Below are 20654 nucleotides of genomic sequence, written 5' to 3'. Positions count from 1 at the left end.
CAGGGACAAGGAGCCAGCCATGTATGCCAACGGGGACATCGTCGTCGGCGAGGTCATCGGAACCGCCCTGCTGATCCTCTTCGGCGCCGGCGTGTGCGCCGCCGTCACCCTGCACCGCTCCAAGGCACGGGCGGCGGGCTGGGTGGCCATCGCGTTCGGCTGGGGCTTCGGCGTGCTCGCCGGGGCCTACACCGCGGCGCCGCTGTCCGGCGGGCACCTGAACCCGGCGGTGACGCTGGGCTCGGCGGTCGCGGGCGGTACGGAGTGGCCGAAGGTGCCGCTGTACATGGCGGCGCAGCTGGTGGGCGCGCTGCTCGGCGCCGTACTGGCCTGGGCCCTGTATTACGCGCAGTTCGCGGCCAACGCGGAGGCGGACCGGGCGCAGCCGACGCTGGGGATCTTCTCGACCGCTCCGGAGGTCCGCAAACCGGCCGCCAACCTCGTCACCGAGACCATCGCGACCGTCGCGCTGGTGCTGCCGCTGCTGTTCTTCGGCGAGAACCAGGGCATCGGGATCGGGCAGGTGCCGGGCGCGGACGCCGGTGTCTACGGGTCCGGCATCAACGTCCTGCTCGTCGCGCTGCTGGTGACCGGCATCGGCCTCTCGCTCGGCGGGCCCACCGGCTACGCCATCAACCCGGCCCGCGACCTGGGGCCGCGGATCGCCCACACCCTGCTTCCCATCCCCAACAAGGGCACCTCGGACTGGTCCTACGCCTGGATCCCGGTGGCCGGACCGCTGCTCGGCGCGGTGCTCTCCGGCCTGGTCTTCAACGCGGTCTTCTGACCGGCCACGACAGGCAGCCCGGTCCAGCCACGAGGAGTCAGGAGACGTCATGACGGACGGCACCGCGCACCAGTACGTCGCCGCGATCGACCAGGGCACCACCTCCAGCCGCTGCATCATCTTCAACCAGGACGGCGCGGTCGTCGCCGTCGACCAGCGCGAGCACCGGCAGATCTTCCCGAAGCCCGGCTGGGTGGAGCACGACGCCGAGGAGATCTGGGCCAAGGTGCAGGCGGTGGTGGCGGGCGCGCTCACCAAGGCGGGGCTGCGCGCCGACCAGCTCGCCGCGCTCGGCATCACCAACCAGCGCGAGACGACGGTGCTGTGGGACCGGGCCACCGGCAGGCCGGTGCACAACGCCATCGTGTGGCAGGACACCCGTACCGCCCAGCTCTGCCACGAGCTGGGCGGCGCGGACGGCCAGGACCGCTTCCGGGCGGCCACCGGGCTGCCGCTGGCCAGTTACTTCTCCGGGCCCAAGGCGGCCTGGCTGCTGGACAACGTGCCGGGCCTGCGGGCGCGGGCCGAGGCCGGGGAGATCGCCTTCGGGACGATCGACTCGTGGCTGATCTGGAAGCTGACGGGCGGTACGGACGGCGGGGTGCACGTCACCGACGTGACCAACGCCGGGCGCACGATGCTGATGAACCTGCACACGCTCCAGTGGGACCCGGCGATCCTGTCCGCGATGCGGGTGCCGGAGGCGGTCCTGCCGGAGATCCGGTCCTCGGCGGAGGTGTACGGGACGGCGGTGGGCCGGCTGCGCGGGGTGCCGGTGGCCGCGGCGCTGGGCGACCAGCAGGCGGCGGTGTTCGGGCAGACCTGCTACCGGGTCGGCGAGGCCAAGAACACCTACGGCACCGGCTCGTTCCTGCTGCTGAACACCGGCGCCCGGCCGGTGCGGTCGAAGAGCGGGCTGCTGACCACGCTGGGCTACCAGCTCGGCGGTGAGGCCCCGGTCTACTGCCTGGAGGGCTCGATCGCCATCACCGGGGCGCTGGTGCAGTGGTTCCGGGACCAGCTGGGCATCATCGACTCGGCCGACGAGATCGAGGAACTGGCGTCGCGGGTCCCGGACAACGGCGGCGCGTACATCGTCCCGGCGTTCTCCGGCCTGTTCGCCCCGTACTGGCGCTCCGACGCGCGCGGCGTGATCACCGGTCTGACCGGCTATGTGACCAAGGCGCACCTGGCGCGTGCGGTGCTGGAGGCCACCAGCTGGCAGACGCGCGAGGTGGTGGACGCCATGTACCAGGACTCCGGTGTGCAGATCACCGCGCTGAAGGTGGACGGCGGCATGACCGTCAACAACCTCCTGATGCAGCACCAGGCGGACGTGCTGGGGGTGCCGGTGATCCGGCCGGTGGTCGCGGAGACGACGTGCCTGGGAGCGGCGTACGCGGCGGGCCTGGCGACCGGGGTGTGGCAGGACCTGGACGAGCTGAGGGCGCACTGGAAGCGGGACACGGAGTGGACGCCGCGGATGGACGGCCCGACGCGGGAGCGCGAGTACGGCAACTGGCGCAAGGCGGTCGAGCGGAGCTTCGGGTGGCAGGAGGGACACGAGGGGGCACGATGAGCGCGGAGTCCGTCACCGCGGTCTGCGCCGTCGTCATCGCGGTCGCGTCACTGGTCGTGACGGTCTACCAGACGCATGCGATGCGGCAGCACAACCGCCACTCGGTACGCCCGATGATCCAGCTGCGCCACAGCTGGTACGAAGGACGGACGGCGGGCATCCGGCTCGTCAATTCCGGACTCGGCCCGGCCGTCGTCGTCGACAGCACACTGACCGTCGACGGCACCGTGATCGGCGCCTGGAACAAGTCCAACGCGGACCGTATCCGCGCCCACCTGTCGGTGCGGCCGCACGCGGTGACGTTCGACCACGGGCAGGTCCTCGCCACCGATTTCGACCAGTACCTGCTGAGTGTCGCCGACTTCAACCGGAGCGAGCACGCCGAGATCGAGGACTTGATCACCCGGCGGCTCACCCTCACGATCCGGTACGAATCCCTGTACGGCGGAGAGCACTACACCGCCGCTCTCCGCCCCGTCCCTTGAGGGAGAGCCACTGGAAGAACGAAACTCCCCTCGTGGTCACTTCGGCGGCGCGCTGTCCGGATCACCGGACGGCTCTCGCCACGCCACGCAGGCGTACGGCCCGTACCCCGGACGGCGGGGTACGGGCCGTGCTCACGCGCTCTTTCGGGAGTGGGGGCTCCCCTACGGCAGGGCGGGCTCGCGCCGGCGGGCGCTGACGTGCATCGCGTGTTCCACGACCGCGATCAGTACGTCCCGCACGGAGTCCTTCTCCCGAGCGTCGCAGAGCAGCACCGGCACCTCGGCGTCCAGGTCCAGCGCGTCGCGCACCGTCTCCGCCGGGTAGCGTTCGGCGCCGTCGAAGCAGTTGACGGCCACCATGAACGGGATGCCGCGGCGCTCGAAGTAGTCGATGGCGGCGAAGGACTCCTCCAGGCGCCGGGTGTCGGCCAGCACGACCGAGCCGAGCGCGCCGCGGGCCAGTTCGTCCCACAGGAACCAGAAGCGGTCCTGGCCGGGCGTGCCGAAGAGGTAGAGCACCAGGTCCTCGCGGAGCGTGATGCGCCCGAAGTCCATGGCGACGGTGGTGGTCCGCTTCCCCTCCACCCCGGCGAGGTCGTCGACCGGCCGGCCCGCCTCGGTCAGCCGTTCCTCGGTGCGCAGCGGCTTGATCTCGCTGACCGCGCCCACCAGGGTCGTCTTGCCCACGCCGAAGCCGCCCGCCACCAGGATCTTGAGGGTGACGGGGTCGGGGGCGGTGTGCTTGCGGCGTCGTTCAGAGCGCCCGAAGACCATGGCCGTCTTCTCCCGGTTCGCCGCTGGTGCTGATCTCTCGCATTCCTCGGTCCTTGCCGTTCGTGGGTCCGTGCGGCCCGCCGGGGTGGCGGGCCGGCGGGGCGTCCGCCGCGTGCGCGGTGCCGCGCACGCGGGGGGGGTCACAGCGCCCGGAGCCCGTCGATCACCTCGCGCAGGATCTTCTCGTCGGGCAGCTCGGCCGGTGGCACGGGCCGGCTCACGTGCACCAGCTCCGCGTCCAGCAGGTCGCCGATGAGCACCCGTACGACGCCGAGCGGCAGGTCGAGTTCGGCGGCCAGCTCGGCGACGGACAGCGGTGCGTCGCGGCACAGCCCGACGATCTCCACGTGCTCCGGCGACAGGGTCTGGTCATCGACCGGTTCGCCCTGCCGGTCCTCGGCGATCACCAGCGCGATCAGGTCGAGCCGCTCCTCGGCCTCGGTGCTGGTGCGGCCGCGGGTCATCGCGTACGGGCGCACCACCGGGCCCGCGTCGTCGTCGTACCAACGGGCGTCCCCCCGCCCGGTCCGGGCCGGGCCGTCTGTGGTCATGGCGTCACCGTGCCGTCATCCTCCGGTCAGCCGCCGGCGGGCTGCCCGGCCCGGGGCGCGGTGCCCAGGTGGGCGCCCACCCGCTTGACGAGCAGCGTCATCTCGTACGCGACCAGCCCCACGTCGGAGTCGGCGTCGGCGAGGACGGCCAGGCAACTGCCGTCGCCCGCGGCGCTGACGAACAGGAACGCTTCTTCCAGCTCGACCAGGGTCTGCCGGACCCGGCCCGCCTCGAAGTGCCGGCCGACGCCCTTGGCGAGGCTGTGGAAGCCGGAGGCGACCGCCGCGAGGTGTTCGCTGTCCTCGCGGGTGAGGTCCTTGGACGCGCCGGTGGCCAGGCCGTCGCTGGAGAGGATGAGCGCCTTGCGGATGCTGCCCACCCGGTCGACCAGTTCGTCGAGGAGCCAGCTCAGCTCGCCCGACCCCTGCGGGCCCTTCGACTCGGCACTGGCCGCTGCTGCCTTCGGTGCGGTCATCGACCGTCCCCTCCCGATGTGGTTCCTGGTGCTGTGCTCGGTCTGCCGTCCCCGCCATCCTCGCCGTTGTCCCGGCGGCCGCGCTGCCAGCCGCGCTGGAGCGAGGCCATGCGGGCACGGACCTCCTCGGCGTCGCGGTCGTCCGCGGGGCCGGCCGGCCCGCCGGGCCCGTCCTGCGCGACGGGTTCGGCCCGGAGCTGGGGGGCGAGGCTGGCCTGCCGTACGCGGCGGGGCAGTCCGCCCGCCGTCGTGGCGGGCCGGCCGGACGGGGCGGGGCCCGTGTCCGTCGTCGTACCGGTGTCCATGTCCGCATCCGTGTCGCCGTCGTTTTCCGCGTCGGAGCGTACGTCGGCGCGGGCGGCCGCGTCGACCGGCCGGCCGTGGTCGGAGACCAGCACGGGCGGGCGGTGCCGGCGCGGCAGCGGCGCGGGGCCGTCCCCGGCCGGCGCCTGGTCGCGGGTCTGCTGGTGCTGCTCCGGGGAGCCGGGGGACGGTACGGGGGCGACCGGGGCCGGGCCGTCGCGGCGGGTCCGGGCCCGGCCGGTGCCGCGTTCGGCGCCCGGTTCGCGGTCGGTGCCGCGTGCGGTGTCCCGCGGGGTGCGGTGTCCGCTCCGGGTGCGGAAGACGTTGTCCTCGTCGTCGGTCCCGGCGCGTTCCGCGCGCTCGGCGCGGGTCAGCGGCGGTTCCAGTTCGACGGGCCCGTCGATGACCTCCGGAAGGCGGCCGTCCGGTTCGGGCAGCGGTACCGGCACCTGGGCCAGCGCGGCCAGTTTGCCGCCGGGGGCCTCCAGTTCGCCGGTGCTCCGCCCGTCGATGCGCCGGCTGCCGGTCTCCGGGCCGTCCTCGTGTCCGCCGTCGGTGAGCAGGCCGGACGGGATGAAGACGACGGCGGTGGTGCCGCCGTACGGGGAGGGCTGGAGCGAGACGCGGACGCCCTGGCGCTGGGCGAGCCGGCTGACCACGAACAGGCCGAGCCGGTCGGTGTCGGACAGCTCGAACTCGGGGGTCTCGGCGAGCCGCAGGTTGGCGTCGAGGAGCGCGTCGGGGGCCATGCCCAGGCCCCGGTCGTGGATCTCCAGGGTGAAGCCGTTGGAGACCCGCTCGCCGACGACCTGCACCGCGGTGTGCGGGGGCGAGAAGACGGTGGCGTTCTCCAGGAGTTCGGCGATCAGGTGGGTGAGGTCGGAGACCGCGGGGCCCTCCACGGCCAGCCGCGGCAGCCGGCGCACCTCGATGCGCTCGTAGTCCTCGACCTCGGCGACCGCGGCGCGCACCACGTCCATCAGCTGGATGGGCTTGCGCCACTGCCGCGAGGGGGCCGCGCCGGAGAGGATGACCAGGCCCTCGGCGTGCCGGCGCATACGGGTGGTGAGGTGGTCCAGGCGGAACAGGTCGGCCAGCTCGTCGGGGTTCTCGGTGCGCCGTTCCATGGCGTCCAGGAGGGTCAGCTGGCGGTGCAGCAGGACCTGGCTGCGCCGGGCGAGGTTGACGAAGACCTCGGAGACGCCGCGGCGCATGTCGGCCTGTTTGACGGCGGCCTCGACGGCGGCCCGCTGGAGGGTGTTGAGCGCCTGGCCGACCTGCTCGGTCTCGCTCTGGCCGAACTCCAGGCGCGGTGCCTCGGTCTCCACGTCGACCTGTTCGCCCGCGGCCAGTCGGCGCATGACGCTGGGCAGCCGGACGCCGGAGACCTCGTGGGCGGCCTTGCGCAGCCGGATCAGGTCCTTGACGTGCTTGCTGCCGATCCGGACGGAGACGATGACCGAGACCAGCAGGGCGACGAAGCCGAGGACGCCCGCGATGCCGGCCTTGAGGAGGACGGCCGTGGCGACCGGCTCGACGCGTTCCTTGTAGCGGTCGCCGGCCTCCCGGCCCATGCGCTGGAGGTCGCCGAGGACCTTGCCGGCGGCGGCGTTCCAGCGTTCGGCGTTGACGGCGCGCGGGGCCGCGGCCGGGCCGCCGTCGATGACCCGGTCCTCGTAGGAGGCGAGTTCGGTGGCCGGGGCGGAGCGCCAGTAGTCGGCGAAGGCGTTGCGGTCGTCGCCGGGCAGCAGGGGCAGGCTGGTCGCGTAGAGCACCCGGCGCTCGGCCACCCGGTCGGCGAAGGCGCGCAGGTCGTGCTTGGTCATGGTGCCGGAGACGATCGCCGCGGACATCAGCGCGTCCTCGCGGGCCACCGCCTCGCGGGCGCGGGTGACGTTGACCAGGGCGCGGCCCTGCTTGTCCATCTCCACGTTCTCCAGCGCGTGCAGGGCCGCGAGGAACTCGTAGTTGGGGTCGACCAGGTCGTTGTACGCCTGGAAGGCCGCGTCGCGGGAGATGGTGTTGTCCTCGACCTGGGTGCGCAGGGAGGACAGCCGGTCCAGGCTCCGGACGATGTCGTTCATCCGGGCGCCGGCGATGCCGTCGAGGTCGTCCCGGACGGCGGGGTCGGCGGCGTTGTCGCGCAGCGTGGCGACGACCTTGTCGGTCTCGCGGGCGCGGTCGCGCAGCCGGGCCAGGGAGTCGGCGCCGCGCCGGTCGGCCAGGTAGAGGAGGCTCTGCCGGCGTTCCTGCTGGAGTGCCTGGACGGCGTCCTCGGCCGGGTAGCCGAGTTTGGCGACGACGTTGCCGACGCCGAGGAGCTGGTTGGCCTCGCGTCCGGTGAGGTACGTGGCGAACGCCCACATGGCCGTGAGGGACACCAGCGGCACCAGCAGCAGCGCTGCGATCTTCCGAGTGATCGTCTTCCCTCGAAAGCGCATGGCCTCCCCTACGTCGCCCCCGGCGCACGGGGGTGGTGTTCCGTCAACAAACGGCGCGAGCCTACTACTGACGGGGGACCTGACCGAAGTCTTGTCCGGACACCGGATCCGCAGGTCAGGGACGGATCGTCCGCAGTTGTCGGCTGATTTTCGGACAACCCGCCCGCCCGTGTGGCCTCGAACACCTCCCCCGCGCACACGCGTGCGCCGGGGCGGTTGGCCGAAAATCACAGCGACCGGGAACCGGGCGGCGTTCCCGTTCGTGACCATGGTGGGTGGTGGTGCCGGCGCGGATGAGCGGACATGGGACGGGTGGCGGCCGGGCAGTCACCTGTTGTGGGGCAGGCGGGTACGTGCGGGTTCGGGGAGAGTGACGCCGAAGATGGATCACGAGGACGGTGGCGCTTACCTGGCCGGTGGCAGGCGCCCGTTGTGGGTGGAGGAGCCGGCGGCCCGGCGCCGGATGCCCGATCCGGTCCGTACGGCCGCGGTGCGCGCCGTCATCATCGCGGCGGTGACGCTCATTCAGGCCATGGTGGCGTTCTTCTGCGCGATGGCGGGCGCCTGGTTCGCCTTCCCGGCGGTGCTCAGCACGGTCGCGAGCACGGTCGTCGCGACCTGGGCGGTGCTGGACGTGTGGGTCACGCGCCAGGTGTGGGTGCAGCGCAACGGGGTGCGCTCACAGCCGAGCAGTACGGCTCGCAGCCTGCGCCGGGAGCGCCGGCAGGCGCGGCGCCAGGCACGGCGGGAGGCGCGCGGGGCCCACGACGGCCGGGAGGGCCCGTCGCGGGTCGGCGGCGCAGCCGCGTGAGCCGGGGGCGGTCGGGGGCGGAGACGGCCATGGGCGAGGACGCGCCGGGACGGTGGCGGCCGGCCGCACGGGCAGTGGGGCCGGGCGCCCACGACGGTCGCCGTCCTCACGCGTAGGCGTCCGCCCGCACGGTGGACTCCCGTGCGGCGGGCCGGACATGGATCATGCCGTCCACCTCGGTGACCTCGTGGGTGCGCACGGGACGGCTGGCCGGGAGGCAGCTGGGCATCCCGGTGCGCAGATCGAACAGGGCGGCGTGCAGCGGGCATTCGACCGTGCAGTCCTCCACCCACCCCTCCGAGAGCGAGGCGTCCTGGTGGCTGCACATGTCGTCGAGGGCGTAGAGCGCGCCTTCGCTGCGGAAGACGGCGATGGCGGGTGTGGCGGCGTCGATCTCGATCCGTACGGCCCCGCCTTCGGGCAGGTCCTCGGTGCGGCAGACGGGAATCATCTGGCCCCCTCAGCGCTGATCGGTATCATGGCGTTCTGAATAACGCATCGCGTAGCGCATTGCGCAACAGAATCCAGTCCGGGGAGTGTGCCGTCAAGGGGCCTCAGACGCTTCTTGGCCGGGCCCCCTTCGACGTGCCCCGCCGGGGCCAACGGGTGGTGACGCAGGAACCCATGGCGAAGACGACCGAGGCGGCCGGCGACCGGTCCGAGGAGAAGCGGGGAGCGGCCGGATCCGTCCAGTCCGTGGACCGCGCGGTGAGCGTTCTGGAAATCCTGGCCCGCCTCGGCGAGGCCGGGGTCACCGAGATCGCCGAGGAGCTGGGGGTGCACAAGTCCACCGCCTTCCGCATCCTGGGCGTCCTGGAGCACCGCGGACTCGTGGAGCAGGAGCACGAGCGCGGCAAGTACTACCTGGGCGCGGGGGTGCTGCGGCTGGCCGGTGCCGCCGCCATCCGGCTGGACATCTCGCAGGAGGGCCAGCCGGTGTGCCGCGCGCTCGCCGACGACACCGGGGAGACCGCCAACATCGCCGTCCTGGACGGGGACGCGGCGGTCAACATCATGCAGGCGCGCGGCGCGGCGGCGGTCACCGCGTACAACTGGCTGGGCCGGCGCACGCCCCTGCACGCCACCGCGAGCGGCAAGGTGCTGCTCGCGCACCTGCCGCGGGAGCGCCGCGAGCGCCTGGTGGAGCGCAAGCTGGCCCGCTTCACGCCGAACACCCTCACCGTGCCGGGCGAGTTGCGCCGGCAGCTGACCGCCGCGGCCGAGGAGGGGTACGCCTGCTCCAGCGAGGAGCTGGAGGTCGGGCTGAACGCGGTGGCGGCGCCGGTACGGGCCCACGACGGCGCGGTGATCGGCGCGATCGGCGTGTCCGGACCGGCGTACCGGATGGCCCGGGGGCTGCTGCCGGACCTGGCCGGGCGGGCGGTGAAGGCGGCTGCCGACCTGTCGCGCCGGATGGGTTTCGCGGGCTGACGCACGGCCACCCGGTCACCCCTTGACGGATCGCTCACGGGCTTCCAGCATGTCTCTCATGGCGCAACGTGGCGCGCCATAAGCAACACAGGGGATTCCTCCGGGCGTTGTTCCGCCTCCCGCGGCTCCCTGCGCATCCGCCGGTTCCCCTGCCATCCCGTGCGATGGCCCGCCTCCCACTGGTCCCGTACGTCGCGCCATCCCCCATAACGGCATCCGTGCCAGCTCCACGCACCCGCCCCTGCCCCCGCAGGCGCTGTTTAGGAGTGAGTCATGCCGCACGAAGCACGCGCCGTCGTCGCCGCCAAGAAGGGCGCGCCCGTCGAGGTGCTGCCGATCCTCGTCCCCGACCCCGGACCGGGCGAAGTGCTCGTCACCGTGCAGGCGTGCGGGGTGTGCCACACCGATCTGCACTACCGCGAGGGCGCGGTGGGCGACGACTTCCCCTATCTGCTCGGCCACGAGGCCGCCGGTGTCGTCGAGGCCGCCGGCCCCGGCGTCACCGGCCTGGCGCCGGGCGACTACGTGGTGCTCGCCTGGCGCGCGCCCTGCGGCCGGTGCCGCTCCTGCCGCCGCGGCCGCCCCTGGTACTGCTTCGACTCGCAGACCGCCGCGCGGCCCATGACCCTGCTGGACGGCACCGCCCTGACCCCGGCGCTGGGCATCGGCGCCTTCGCCGACAAGACCCTGGTCGCCGCCGGGCAGGCGGTGAAGGCCGACCCGGCAGCCCGCCCGGAGGCGGCGGGTCTGATCGGCTGCGGGGTGATGGCCGGGTACGGGGCCGCCGTGCACACCGGGGGCGTGGGCAGTGGCGACACCGTGGCGGTGATCGGCTGCGGGGGCGTGGGCAGCGCGGCCATCGCCGGGGCGTCCCGGGCCGGGGCGCGCCGGGTGATCGCGGTGGACATCGACGACGGCAAGCTGGACGCGGCCGAACGCTTCGGCGCCACCGACACCGTCAACTCCCGGGGCACCGACCCCGTCGCGGCGGTGCGGGCGCTGACCGGCGGGCACGGCGCCGATGTGGTGATCGACGCGGTGGGCCGCCCGGAGACGTTCCGGCAGGGCTTCTACATGCGGGACCTGGCGGGCACCCTGGTCCAGGTCGGTGTCCCCGAACCGGACCAGCGCATCGAACTGCCGCTGCTCGACGTGTTCGCGCGCGGCGGGGCCCTGAAGTCCTCCTGGTACGGCGACTGCCTGCCCAGCCGGGACTTCCCGGTCCTGATCGACCTGCATCTGAGCGGCAAGCTGAACCTGGACGCCTTCGTCTCCGAGACCGTGCAACTGACGGACGTGGAGGAGGCGTTCGCGCGGATGCGGCGCGGTGAGGTGCTCCGTTCGGTGGTGGTCCTGTGACCGCCGGGCCCGGCGCGGGCGGCCCGGTGCTGCCCCGGATCGTGATCATCGGCGCGGGCATCGTCGGCTGCGCGCTCGCCGACGAGCTGACCGCACGCGGCGCCCGGGTCGTCACCGTGCTGGAGCAGGGCCCGCTGCACGCGCCCGGCGGCTCCACCTCGCACGCGCCCGGACTCGTCTTCCGTACCAATATCTCCCGGACGCTGAGCAACTTTGCCATGTACACGGTGGAGAAGTTCTCCGCGCTCACCGAGGACGGGCGGCCGTGCTTCGACGCGGTCGGCGGGCTGGAGGTCGCCACCACCGAGGAACAGTGGGCCGAACTGCACCGCAAGGCCGGGCTGGCCGCCTCCTGGGGCATCGAGGGCGAGCTGGTCGACGCGCGGCGGTGCGCCCGGCTGTGGCCGATGCTGGACGCGGCCAGGCTGCTGGGCGGATTCCACACCCCCGGCGACGGGCTGGCCAGGGCGCTGCCCGCGGCCCGCGCGCAGACCGTACGGGCGCGGGCGCGGGGCGCCCGCTTCCTGGAGCGGCACACCGTCACGGGCATCGAGCGGGAGGCGGACCGGGTGACGGCCGTCGTCACCGACCGGGGCACCTTGCCCGCGGACATGGTGGTCTCGGCGGCCGGTTTCTGGGGCCCGGTGATCGGGGCGATGGCGGGCGTGACCGTACCGCTGCTGCCGCTGGCCCACCAGTACGCCAAGACGTCCGTGCTCGCCGGGCCGGACGGCCGGCGGCCGGTGCTGCGCTTCCAGGAACGCGATCTGTACTTCCGGGAACACGTCGAGGGAGAGGCGGTCGGCACGGGTACCGGCCGGATCGGCATCGGGTCGTACGCGCACCGCCCGATGCCCGTCGACCCGGCGGCCGTGCCCGCCTTCGACGACGCGCCCGTCATGCCCTCCTCCCTCCCCTTCACCCCCGACGACTTCGCCCCGAGCTGGGAGGACAGCCGTCTGCTGCTGCCCGCCCTGGGCGGGGCGCGGATCGAGGAGGGCTTCAACGGCGTCTTCTCCTTCACCCCCGACGGCCTGCCGCTGCTCGGCGAAGTGCCCGGACTGCGCGGGTTCTGGCTGGCCGAGGCGGTGTGGGTGACCCACTCGGCGGGTGTCGCCAGGGCGGTGGCCGAGTGGATCACCGAGGGGCGGCCCGCCACCGACGTGCACGAGTGCGCGGTCTCCCGCTTCGAAGCAGCACAGCTCTCCCCCGCCTACGTCGCCGAGCGCGGTCAGCAGCAGTTCGCCGAGGTCTACGACGTGATCCACCCGCTCCAGCCGCTGCGCCGCCCGCGCCCGCTGCGCGTGAGCCCCTGGTACGAGCGGCAGCGGGAGCTGGGCGCGTACTTCCTCGAAGGCGCGGGCTGGGAGCGCCCGCAGTGGTACGAGGCCAACGCCCCGCTGGCGGACGGCATCGCGCTGCCGGAGCGGGACGCCTGGTCCGCCCGCCACTGGTCGCCGGTCGCGGTGGCCGAGGCGCGCGCCACCCGTGAGCGGGTCGCGCTGTACGACATGACGCCGCTCCGGCGGCTGGAGGTGAGCGGGCCGGGCGCGCCGGCCTTCCTCCAGTACCTGACCACCAACCAGCTCGCCAAGAAGCCGGGCTCGGTGACGTACACCCTGCTGCTCGACGAGGCGGGCGGCATCCGCAGCGACCTGACCGTGGCCCGGCTGGCGGCCGACCGCTTCCAGGTCGGCGTCAACAGCGGCATGGACCTCGACCACCTGGCCCGGCACGCCCCCACGGGCGTCCAGGTCCGCGACATCACCCCCGGTACCTGCTGCGTGGGCGTCTGGGGCCCGCGCGCCCGCGACCTCGTCCAGCCGCTGACCCGCACCGACTTCGGGCACCGTGCCTTCGGCTACTTCACGGCGCGGCAGGCGTTCATCGGCGAGGTGCCGGTGACGGCACTGCGGCTGTCGTACGTCGGCGAGCTGGGCTGGGAGCTGTACACGAGCGCGGACCTGGGGCTGCGCCTGTGGGACATGCTCTGGGCGGCCGGGCAGCGGTACGGGGTGATCGCGGCCGGGCGCGGCGCGTTCGACAGCCTCCGGCTGGAGAAGGGGTACCGCGCCTGGGGCCGGGACATGACCACCGAACACGATCCGTACGAAGCGGGCCTGGGCTGGGCCGTCCGGATGGACAAGGGCGACTTCGTGGGGCGCGCGGCCCTGGCGGGGCGGTCGGCGCGGAGCGCGCGGCGCAGGCTGGTGTGTCTGACGCTCGACGATCCGGCGGCGGTGGTGCTGGGCAAGGAGCCGGTGCTCGTGGACGGCGTGCCCGCCGGTTATGTGACCAGTGCCGCGTACGGCTGCTCCGTCGGGCGGACGGTCGCCTACGCGTGGCTGCCCTCGCGGGCCGCGGTGCCCGGGACGGCCGTGCACATCGAGTACTTCGGGGAGAAGACCGCGGCGACGGTGGCCGCCGAGCCGCTGTTCGACCCGACGATGGAACGTATCCGCAGCTGACCCGTCGCAGGGAGCCGGTCACCCGCAGCCCGTCGGGTGCCCCCGCCGACCCGGGAGGTTCGCTTGTCCCCCACCCATGACGTGATCGTTTTCGGCCTCGGCGGCATGGGCAGCGCCGCGGCCCACCGGCTGGCCGCGCGCGGCGCCCGCGTGCTGGGCCTGGAGAAGTTCGGGCCGGTGCACACCCACGGCTCCAGCCACGGCGGCTCGCGCATCACGCGCCAGTCGTACTTCGAGGACCCGGCGTACGTACCGCTGCTGCTGCGCGCCTACGAGCTGTACGAGGAACTGGAACGTGCCACCGGGCGGCGCATCGCCACGCTGTGCGGCGGGGTGATGCTCGGCCGGCCGGAGAGCCGTACCGTCGCCGGGGCGCTGCGCTCGGCCCGCACCTGGGACCTGCCGCACGAGATGCTCGACGCCGCGGAGGTCCGCCGCCGCTTCCCGACGCTCGCGCCGGACGTCGGCGACATCGCCCTGTACGAGGCCCGTGCCGGGTTCCTGCGCCCGGAGAACACCGTCGCCGCGCAGCTCCAGCTCGCCACCCGGTGCGGCGCCGACCTGCACTTCCAGGAGCCGGTCAGCCGGTGGGAGGCGCTGCCGGGCGGCCGTGGCGTACGGGTGCACACGCCCGAGGACACCTATACCGCCGGGCAGCTGGTGATCTGCCCCGGTGCCTGGGCGCCGGAGGTGCTGTCCGGCCTCGGGGTGGCGTTCACCGTGGAGCGCCAGATCATGCACTGGTTCGAGCCCACGGGCGGCACCGGCCCGTACGTGCCGGAGCGGCACCCCATCTACATCTGGGAGGACGCGGCCGGCGTGCAGATCTACGGTTTCCCCGCCATCGACGGGCCGGGGCGCGGCGCGAAGGTGGCGTTCTTCCGCCGGGGCGCGGTCTGCACCCCGGAGACCATCGACCGGACCGTGGGCGAGGACGAGGTGCGGGCCATGGCCGGGCAGGCGGCGCGGCTGCTGCCGTCGCTGCCCGGCCGCCACCTGAAGTCCGTGACGTGCATGTACACCAACACCCCCGACGAGCACTTCGTCCTCGCCCGGCATCCCGCGCATCCGGACGCCGTCACGGTGGCCTGCGGCTTCTCCGGACACGGCTTCAAGTTCGTCCCGGTCGTCGGCGAGATCCTCGCCGACCTGGCGCTGACCGGGCACACCGCGCACCCCGTCGGCCTGTTCGCGCCCGAGCGCCTGCTCGCGGCCGCTCCGGCCCCCGCCCCCTCTCCCGCCCCGTCCGCCCCAGGAGGCGTCCGATGACCCTCGCCCCCGAGACCACCGGAGCCACCGGAAGCGCTCCGGCCGCCGCCAGCCTCGCCGCCACCCTGCCCGGCGCCTTCTACACCGACCCCGGAACGTTCCGCCGGGAACAGCAGTACATCTTCGAGTCGCTGTGGTGCTGCGCGGTGCGCGCCGCCGACCTGCCGCGGCCGGGCGCGTTCCGCACGGTCCAGGTCGGCCGGGAGAGCGTGCTGGTCGTCCGCAACCGGCGCGGCGGCTTCGGTGCCTACCTCAACGTGTGTCGGCACCGGGGCGCCCGGCTGTGCACCGAGGAGTCGGGAGAGGTGCGGCGCAACCTCCAGTGCCCGTACCACGCCTGGACCTACGACCTGGACGGGCGGCTGGTGGCCGCGCCCAACCTCCGGCGGATGCCGGACGTGGACCGTGCCGAGCGCGGCCTGCTGCCGGTCCGGCTGCGCGAGTGGCTGGGCTATGTGTGGGTGTGCCTGGCCGACGAGCCGCCGTCGTTCGAGGAGACGGTGATCGGCGCGGTCGCCGAACGGCTGGGCGGCGCCGAGGTCATCGAGCGGTACGGGATCGAGGGGCTGGCCCTGGGGCGGCGCATCACCTACGACGTGCGCGCCAACTGGAAGCTGATCGTCGAGAACTTCATGGAGTGCTACCACTGCGCCACCATCCACCCCGAACTGACGGACGTCCTCCCGGAGTTCGCGGACGGGTACGCGGCCCAGTACTACGTGGGGCACGGCGCGGCGTTCGCGGACGAGGCGGAGGGCTTCACCGTGGACGGCAGCGGCGGCTTCGCCCCGATCACGGGCATCGACGAGGGCCGGGACCGCCGCTACTACGCCATCACCGTACGGCCGCAGGTCTTCCTCAACCTGGTGCCCGACCACGTCATCGTGCACCGGATGGTCCCGCTGGGCGCGGACCGCACGGTGGTGGAGTGCGACTGGCTCTACGCCCCCGCGGTGGTCGCCTCGGGGGCCGACCTGTCCCGGTCGGTGGAGCTCTTCCACCGGGTCAACACCCAGGACTTCGCGGCCTGTGAGCGGACCCAGCCCGCGATGGACTCGCGGGCCTACCGGGCCGGCGGGGTGCTCGTCCCCAGCGAGCACCACATCGGCGACTTCCACCGGTGGGTCATCCGGCTGCTGCCGGAGAACCCGGGTCCGGGTGCTCCGGAGACTCCCGGGGCTCCTGGGGCTCCGGACGGGCCTCCGGCCGCTCGTCCTCGGGACGGCGGTACATCCGCGTCGCCGTGATCTGCCCGTGCACCGGCTCCGACTCCGGGTCCTGCTGCGGCAGGCCGGGGCGCAGATGCTCCTCGACGCTGATGTACTTCAGCCCGGCCCGCAGGTCCGCGTCGTTCCGCAGGCGGATGACCAGCGGGAACTCGGCGAGTGCGGTGGTGTCGAAGAGGCCGGTGGTGTAGAGCAGCTGCACGCCCAGCGCATCGGCGACGGCGCGCTGGAGCTCCAGCAGGTACGTCGCGTTGGCGCGGCCGATGGGGTTGTCCAGGAACAGCGTGCCGGCGTGCCGCTGCTTGTCCCGGCCGCGGTCGTTGCTGCGCAGCGCGGCCATGGTGCAGTACAGGGCGATGGCCGCGGTCAGCAGCTGGCCACCGGAGAAGACGTCGCCCATCTGCCCGACCGGGACGCGCTCGGCGCGCAGCACCGCGTCCGGCTTGAGGATCTCCACGGCCACGCCGCGCGGCTGGAGCGCCGCGCTGACGCCGCGCAGCAGCAGCGACATGCCGTCCCGCCGCAGGTCGCTGTTCTTCTTGACCGCCGACCGGGTGGCCTCGTCGATGACCTCGCCCAGCCGCTCGGTGAGCGTGGCCTGGTCGGGGTCGTCGAAGCGGATGCGCAGGAACTCCTGCCCGGACCACTCCCCCAGGCCCTCGGGGAGCCGGGACAGCCGCTGGGCGGAGCGCAGCGTCGCCAGCGACGACTCGACCAGGCCGCGCAGCCGGTCCACGATGCTGTCCCGGTTGCGCTCCAGCTGGGCCAGTTCGTCGGTGAGCACCCGCAGCCGGGGCGCGAAGGCGTCCGCCCACTTGGCGGCGTGGTCGGGCAGCGCCGCCGCGGGCAGTTCGCGGATCTGCTGCCGGGCGGGGGTGCGGACCTGCTCGTACTTGGTGGAGTTGGCGTGGCGTACGAGCACGTCGCTGGCCTCGCGGACGGCGGCCTCGGCCGCCGACAGGTCGCTCGCGCAGCCGCGCAGCGAGCGGCGCGACTCGGCCGCGGCCTGCCGTGCGTCCTCCAGGCGCCCCGCATACGGCTCGGGGCGCTCGCCCTCGTCCTCCTGGGTGTCGCGCAGCAGGTCGCGCAGCATGGCGGCGATCTCGTCGAAGCCGGTGGCGGCGTCCTCGGCGGCGCGGTGGGCGCGCAGCAGCTCGGTGTGGGTGGCGCGGGCGGTCTCCAGCGCGTCGTCGGCGGTGGCCAGTTCGGCGTTGGCCAGGCGCAGCAGTTCCTTCGCGCGGTCCGCGTCGGCGGGGATCATGTCCTCGGGCAGCTCGGTGTGCGCCTCGCCGTCGGCCGGGGCGAGCCGTTCGGCCTCGCCGCGCAGCCGGCCGAGCTGTTCGCTGGCGGCCGAGGCGCGCGACTCCAGCCGGGAGACCAGGGCCTCGGCGCGGGCGGCGGCGGCCTGCCGGGACGGGCCGTCGGCGGCGTCCGGGCTGTCCAGGAGCTGTTCGGCGCGGGTGCGGACCTTGTTGGTGAGCCGGTTCAGCTCGGCCAGCGCGGCGCTCTCGTCGCCTTCCGCGCGGGCCTGTTCGGCGCGCAGGTCGGCGCCGACGCCCACCTTCTCGTAGAGCTGGGAGGCGGCGCGGTACGCCTCGCGCAGCGCGGGCAGCGAGCCGGTCGCGGGCTCCGTGCCGTCCTCGCCGATGTCGTCCGGTACGCCCGCGATCTCGGCGCGCTCGGCGCGCAGCGCGTGGGCCGTGCGCCGGGCGTCGTCGGCGGCGCGCTGGGCGGTGCGGCGGTCCTCGTCCGCGGCCCGCGCCCGGTCCACGCACTCCTCGGCGCGCGCCTCCAACTCGGCGCTCTCGTCGGCCAGTTCCCGCAGCCGGGCCTGCCAGGAGGCGCGCTCGCGCAGCCGGTGGGCGAGCCCGGCGAGGGCGTCGGCGACCCGGCGGGCGCGCTGTGCGGCCTCCTGCCGCTGGTCGCGCACCCGGGCGGCCTCGGCGGCCTCCTCGTCGGCCTCGGCCCGGACGGTGCGCACCTCGGCGAGTTCCGCGGCGGCGGCGTCCGCGGCCGTACGGGCCTCCTCGGCGGCGGTGGCCAGTTCGGCGAGGCGGCCGGGCGGGCAGCCCGTACGCCAGGAGGAGAGGCGGGCGGCCAGCGCGCGGTCACCGGCGAGGCGGGCCGCCAGCGCGCGGATCTCCTCGTCCCGCTCTATGGCGCGCGCCCGCAGCGCCTGACGCTCGGCGTCGGCGGCGGTCTCGTCGTGCATGGCCGGGTTCGGCGGGACGAGGAAGACGCCGCTGTCCTGGGCGTCCGGGGCGGGGGTGGGCGCGAGCAGGGCCGCCGCGGTGCCGACGGCGACGGTGGAGCGCGGCAGCAGCGCGGCCTGCGCGAGCACGTCGCGGGCCCGGGCGTGGGTCTCCGGGTCGGTGATGATGACGCCGTCGACCAGCTCGGGGCGGGCGGCCAGCACCCGGGTGTGGTCGGCGGGGTCGACGGACTGGGCGAGGTAGCGCCAGCCGGGCAGCGCGGGGACGCCGTGCTCGCCCAGGTACTCGACGGCGGCGAGCACGTCCGGGCCCGGCGGCAGCAGGCCGCCGTCGCCCAGCGCGCCCAGGATGCGGGCGTCGTCGGCGGCGGCGGTGCGCAGGTCGAAGAGCTGGCGCTCGGCGGAGGCCACGCTCTCGTCGAGCAGGTCGCGCAGGTCGTCGGCGTTGCGGTCGAGTTCTTCGGCGGACAGGGGGCCTTCGGAGGCGGGGCGGCGGATGCGGCGCGGGCCGTCGCCCTCGTCCGGTGCGTCGCCCGCGCGCTGCCCCGGCACGCCCGCCGTGGCGGGCGCCTGCGGCAGCCCCAGCAGGTCGGCGAGCCGCTGCTCGGCGCCGATCGACTCGGCGGCCCGGCGCTCGGCCTCGTACGCCCGCTCCGCTGCCTGGGCGGCGTCCTCGGCGCGGGCCGCGGCCAGTTCGGCGGCGGCGAGCCGGGTGGCGGCCTCCCGGGCCCGGTCGGCGGCGGCGGTCGCGGCCTCGCGCGCCGCGTCCCAGCCCTCGACGGTGGACTTCTCCGCGTCCGCCGCGGCGAGCGCGGCGCGGGCCGGGTCGGCGTCCGGGGCCGAGTCGTCCAGCCAGCCGGCCCGGACGGCCTCGGCGGTCTCCTGCTCGACCTCGGCGAGCCGCTGCTTGAGGTGCTCGGCCTCGCTGCGGGCGCGCTGGGCGTGGGTGGCGGCGGCGGTCGCGTCGCGGTGCGCGGTGTCGCCGGTCTCCTGGAGAGCGGCCGAGCGCTCCTCCTGCTCGTTGGCGATGCCCTCGCTGACGTCGGCGGCGGCCTGGAGGGCCCGTACCAGCTCGCCGGCGGCCTTCGAACGGGCGGCGAGCGCGGGCGCGGCGTCCCGCTCGGCCTCGCGGATCGCGGCGGCGACGCGGGTGGCCCGGTCGGCGGCGGCGCGGTGGCGCAGTACGGTTTCGGCGGCCTGCCAGGCGGAGTGCAGCGTCCGGGCGTCGTTCAGCTCGCGGCGCTGGGCGGCGGCGCCCTTCTCGGCGGCGGCGAGCGCCAGCGACGCGTGCCGGTAGGCGATCTCGGCGGAGATCAGGGCGCGGCGCTCGCGCACCCGCTCGGCGTCGGTGACCGCGTGCGCGGCGGTGGCGACCTGCTCGGCGAACTCGGCGGCGCGGCCCCGCTCCTCGGTGCCGCGGGCGTGCAGCCGCTGGGCGAGCGTACGGGTGCGGCGCTCGGCTCCGGCGTGCACGTCACGGGCGGTCTCGCGCTGCTCGGCGGCCTCCGCGATGCGGGACAGCAGGTCCAGCGAGCCGGCCGTGAAGTCGCGCTCGGCGGTCAGTTCGGCGCGGCGGCCGAGCTTGTGCGCGAAGCCGTGCACCAGGTCGGCGAGCCCGTCGGTGTCGCGGGTGTCGGTGACCGCGCGCAGCAGCAGGTCGGTGAAGTCGGAGTCGTTCTTGACCGCGAAGAGTCCGGCCGCCTCGCCCTCGTCGGCGTTCATCTCCCGCTGGTAGCGGAAGAGTTCGGGGTCCAGGCCCAGTTCGCCGAGGTGCTCGTTCCACCGCTCGTGGACCTCCACCCAGGAGACGTCCAGGTTGGGGTAGTTCTTGCCGGCCTCGACCAGGGCGTCGCGGAAGCCCTTCATCGTACGGCGGCGGCCGCGGGCCCCCGAGGCGCCCTCGGCCGGCTCCCCGCGCGGCCGCACGACGGTCGCCTCGGCCACCGGCAGCGAGTCCAGGCTCATGCCGGGGCCGGGCCGGAAGCTGTACCAGGCCTCGGCGAACTTGCGGGGGTCGTTGGAGACCTGCCGGCCGCGCCACTCGCTGACCTTGCCGACCACGATGGACTCGCCGGTGCGGGTGTGCTGCCACTCCAGGGCGACGTGGCCGCAGTCGTCGGCGAGCAGGAACTTGCGCAGCACGCCGGAGCTGGCGCCGCCGAGGGTGTTGCGGTGGCCCGGCAGCATCACCGAGAAGATCAGCTTGAGCAGGACCGACTTGCCGCCGCCGTTCTCCAGGAAGAGGACGCCGGCGGGGGCGGGCCGGCGCGGCGGACCGACCGGCTCGTCCTCGAAGAAGTCCGCCTGCGCCGGGGCCGGGTCGGGCACCGGCGCGCCGACTCCCCGCAGGTCCAGCACGGTGTCGGCGTAACGCGCACCGGCGGGCCCGATGGAGTAGAGGCGGACCCGGGACAGCTCGTACATGGCGGCGGACTCTCGTTGTGTGGGCGGACGGTGGTCGGTGGACCGGCGGTCGGAGGGG

Annotated in this window: 14 protein-coding genes and 1 pseudogene; 9 read left to right on the top strand and 6 right to left on the bottom strand. The window is 74.3% G+C overall.

Translation table 11 applies throughout. The features are described 5' to 3' along the window. Positions 1–19 precede the first annotated feature (19 nt). Genes ACH4FX_RS13750 through ACH4FX_RS13740 form a run of 3 tightly spaced genes read left to right on the top strand, consistent with a single transcriptional unit; the run spans position 20 to position 2851 of the window. Entirely contained in the window at positions 20–787 is a 768-nt protein-coding gene (locus ACH4FX_RS13750; RefSeq protein ID WP_398478385.1) for an MIP/aquaporin family protein, read from the top strand. 49 nt (positions 788–836) lie between these two features. After that, a complete protein-coding gene (gene glpK / locus ACH4FX_RS13745; protein WP_398478383.1) occupies positions 837–2366 on the top strand; it encodes a glycerol kinase GlpK in 1530 nt (509 codons plus the stop codon). Continuing rightward, a complete protein-coding gene (locus ACH4FX_RS13740; protein WP_398478382.1) occupies positions 2363–2851 on the top strand; it encodes a hypothetical protein in 489 nt (162 codons plus the stop codon). The genes glpK and ACH4FX_RS13740 overlap by 4 nt, the downstream gene beginning before the upstream one ends. Positions 2852–3013: 162 nt before the next feature. Here ACH4FX_RS13740 and ACH4FX_RS13735 read toward each other — a convergent pair whose 3' ends face one another. The 4 genes from ACH4FX_RS13735 to ACH4FX_RS13720 form a co-directional block, all read right to left on the bottom strand. Continuing rightward, on the bottom strand, positions 3014–3625 hold the full coding sequence (locus tag ACH4FX_RS13735; RefSeq protein ID WP_398478380.1) for a GTP-binding protein: 612 nt from the start codon (positions 3623–3625) through the stop codon (positions 3014–3016). Between the two features lie 140 nt (positions 3626–3765). Beyond that, on the bottom strand, positions 3766–4176 hold the full coding sequence (locus tag ACH4FX_RS13730; protein WP_398478378.1) for a DUF742 domain-containing protein: 411 nt from the start codon (positions 4174–4176) through the stop codon (positions 3766–3768). 26 nt (positions 4177–4202) lie between these two features. Beyond that, a complete protein-coding gene (locus ACH4FX_RS13725) occupies positions 4203–4652 on the bottom strand; it encodes a roadblock/LC7 domain-containing protein (protein WP_398478376.1) in 450 nt (149 codons plus the stop codon). Continuing rightward, a complete protein-coding gene (locus ACH4FX_RS13720; RefSeq protein ID WP_398478374.1) occupies positions 4649–7396 on the bottom strand; it encodes a nitrate- and nitrite sensing domain-containing protein in 2748 nt (915 codons plus the stop codon). The genes ACH4FX_RS13725 and ACH4FX_RS13720 overlap by 4 nt, the downstream gene beginning before the upstream one ends. 382 nt (positions 7397–7778) lie before the next feature. Here ACH4FX_RS13720 and ACH4FX_RS13715 point away from each other — a divergent pair, with 382 nt between their 5' ends. Then, complete coding sequence (locus ACH4FX_RS13715) at positions 7779–8207, top strand: hypothetical protein (protein WP_398478373.1); 429 nt, start codon at positions 7779–7781, stop codon at positions 8205–8207. A gap of 106 nt (positions 8208–8313) precedes the next feature. On the opposite strand, the gene ACH4FX_RS13710 is transcribed toward ACH4FX_RS13715, so the two are convergent. Next, a complete protein-coding gene (locus ACH4FX_RS13710; RefSeq protein ID WP_398478371.1) occupies positions 8314–8658 on the bottom strand; it encodes a bifunctional 3-phenylpropionate/cinnamic acid dioxygenase ferredoxin subunit in 345 nt (114 codons plus the stop codon). Positions 8659–8831: 173 nt separating this feature from the next. Between ACH4FX_RS13710 and ACH4FX_RS13705 the strand changes: the two genes are divergently transcribed. The 5 genes and pseudogenes from ACH4FX_RS13705 to ACH4FX_RS13685 form a co-directional block, all read left to right on the top strand. Further along, positions 8832–9638, top strand: coding sequence for an IclR family transcriptional regulator (locus tag ACH4FX_RS13705; protein WP_398478369.1), 807 nt, complete (start codon positions 8832–8834; stop codon positions 9636–9638). Positions 9639–9911: 273 nt separating this feature from the next. Beyond that, positions 9912–10997 carry an S-(hydroxymethyl)mycothiol dehydrogenase gene (locus ACH4FX_RS13700; protein ID WP_398478367.1) on the top strand — a complete coding sequence of 362 codons (1086 nt, stop codon included), beginning with the start codon at positions 9912–9914 and terminating at the stop codon, positions 10995–10997. Next, positions 10994–13465 (top strand): FAD-dependent oxidoreductase, encoded by a 2472-nt coding sequence (locus ACH4FX_RS13695; protein WP_398478365.1) that lies wholly within the window; start codon positions 10994–10996, stop codon positions 13463–13465. Before ACH4FX_RS13700 ends, ACH4FX_RS13695 begins: the two co-directional genes overlap by 4 nt. A 63-nt stretch (positions 13466–13528) precedes the next feature. Beyond that, complete coding sequence (gene solA, locus ACH4FX_RS13690) at positions 13529–14734, top strand: N-methyl-L-tryptophan oxidase (RefSeq protein ID WP_398478364.1); 1206 nt, start codon at positions 13529–13531, stop codon at positions 14732–14734. Next, positions 14731–15882 (top strand): annotated as a pseudogene (locus tag ACH4FX_RS13685) (aromatic ring-hydroxylating dioxygenase subunit alpha); the annotation flags it as partial. The gene solA and the pseudogene ACH4FX_RS13685, both read left to right, overlap by 4 nt. Here ACH4FX_RS13685 and ACH4FX_RS13680 read toward each other — a convergent pair. Beyond that, positions 15860–20596, bottom strand: a complete 4737-nt coding sequence (locus ACH4FX_RS13680; protein ID WP_398478362.1) for a hypothetical protein — start codon at positions 20594–20596, stop codon at positions 15860–15862. The pseudogene ACH4FX_RS13685 and the gene ACH4FX_RS13680 overlap by 23 nt on opposite strands. Positions 20597–20654 lie beyond the last annotated feature (58 nt).

Origin of the sequence: Streptomyces sp. NPDC018019, from assembly GCF_044327805.1 — a bacterium.
GTDB lineage: Bacteria > Actinomycetota > Actinomycetes > Streptomycetales > Streptomycetaceae > Streptomyces.
Note: the sequence above shows the minus strand (reverse complement) of the source record. Positions and strands in the feature narration are given on the sequence as shown.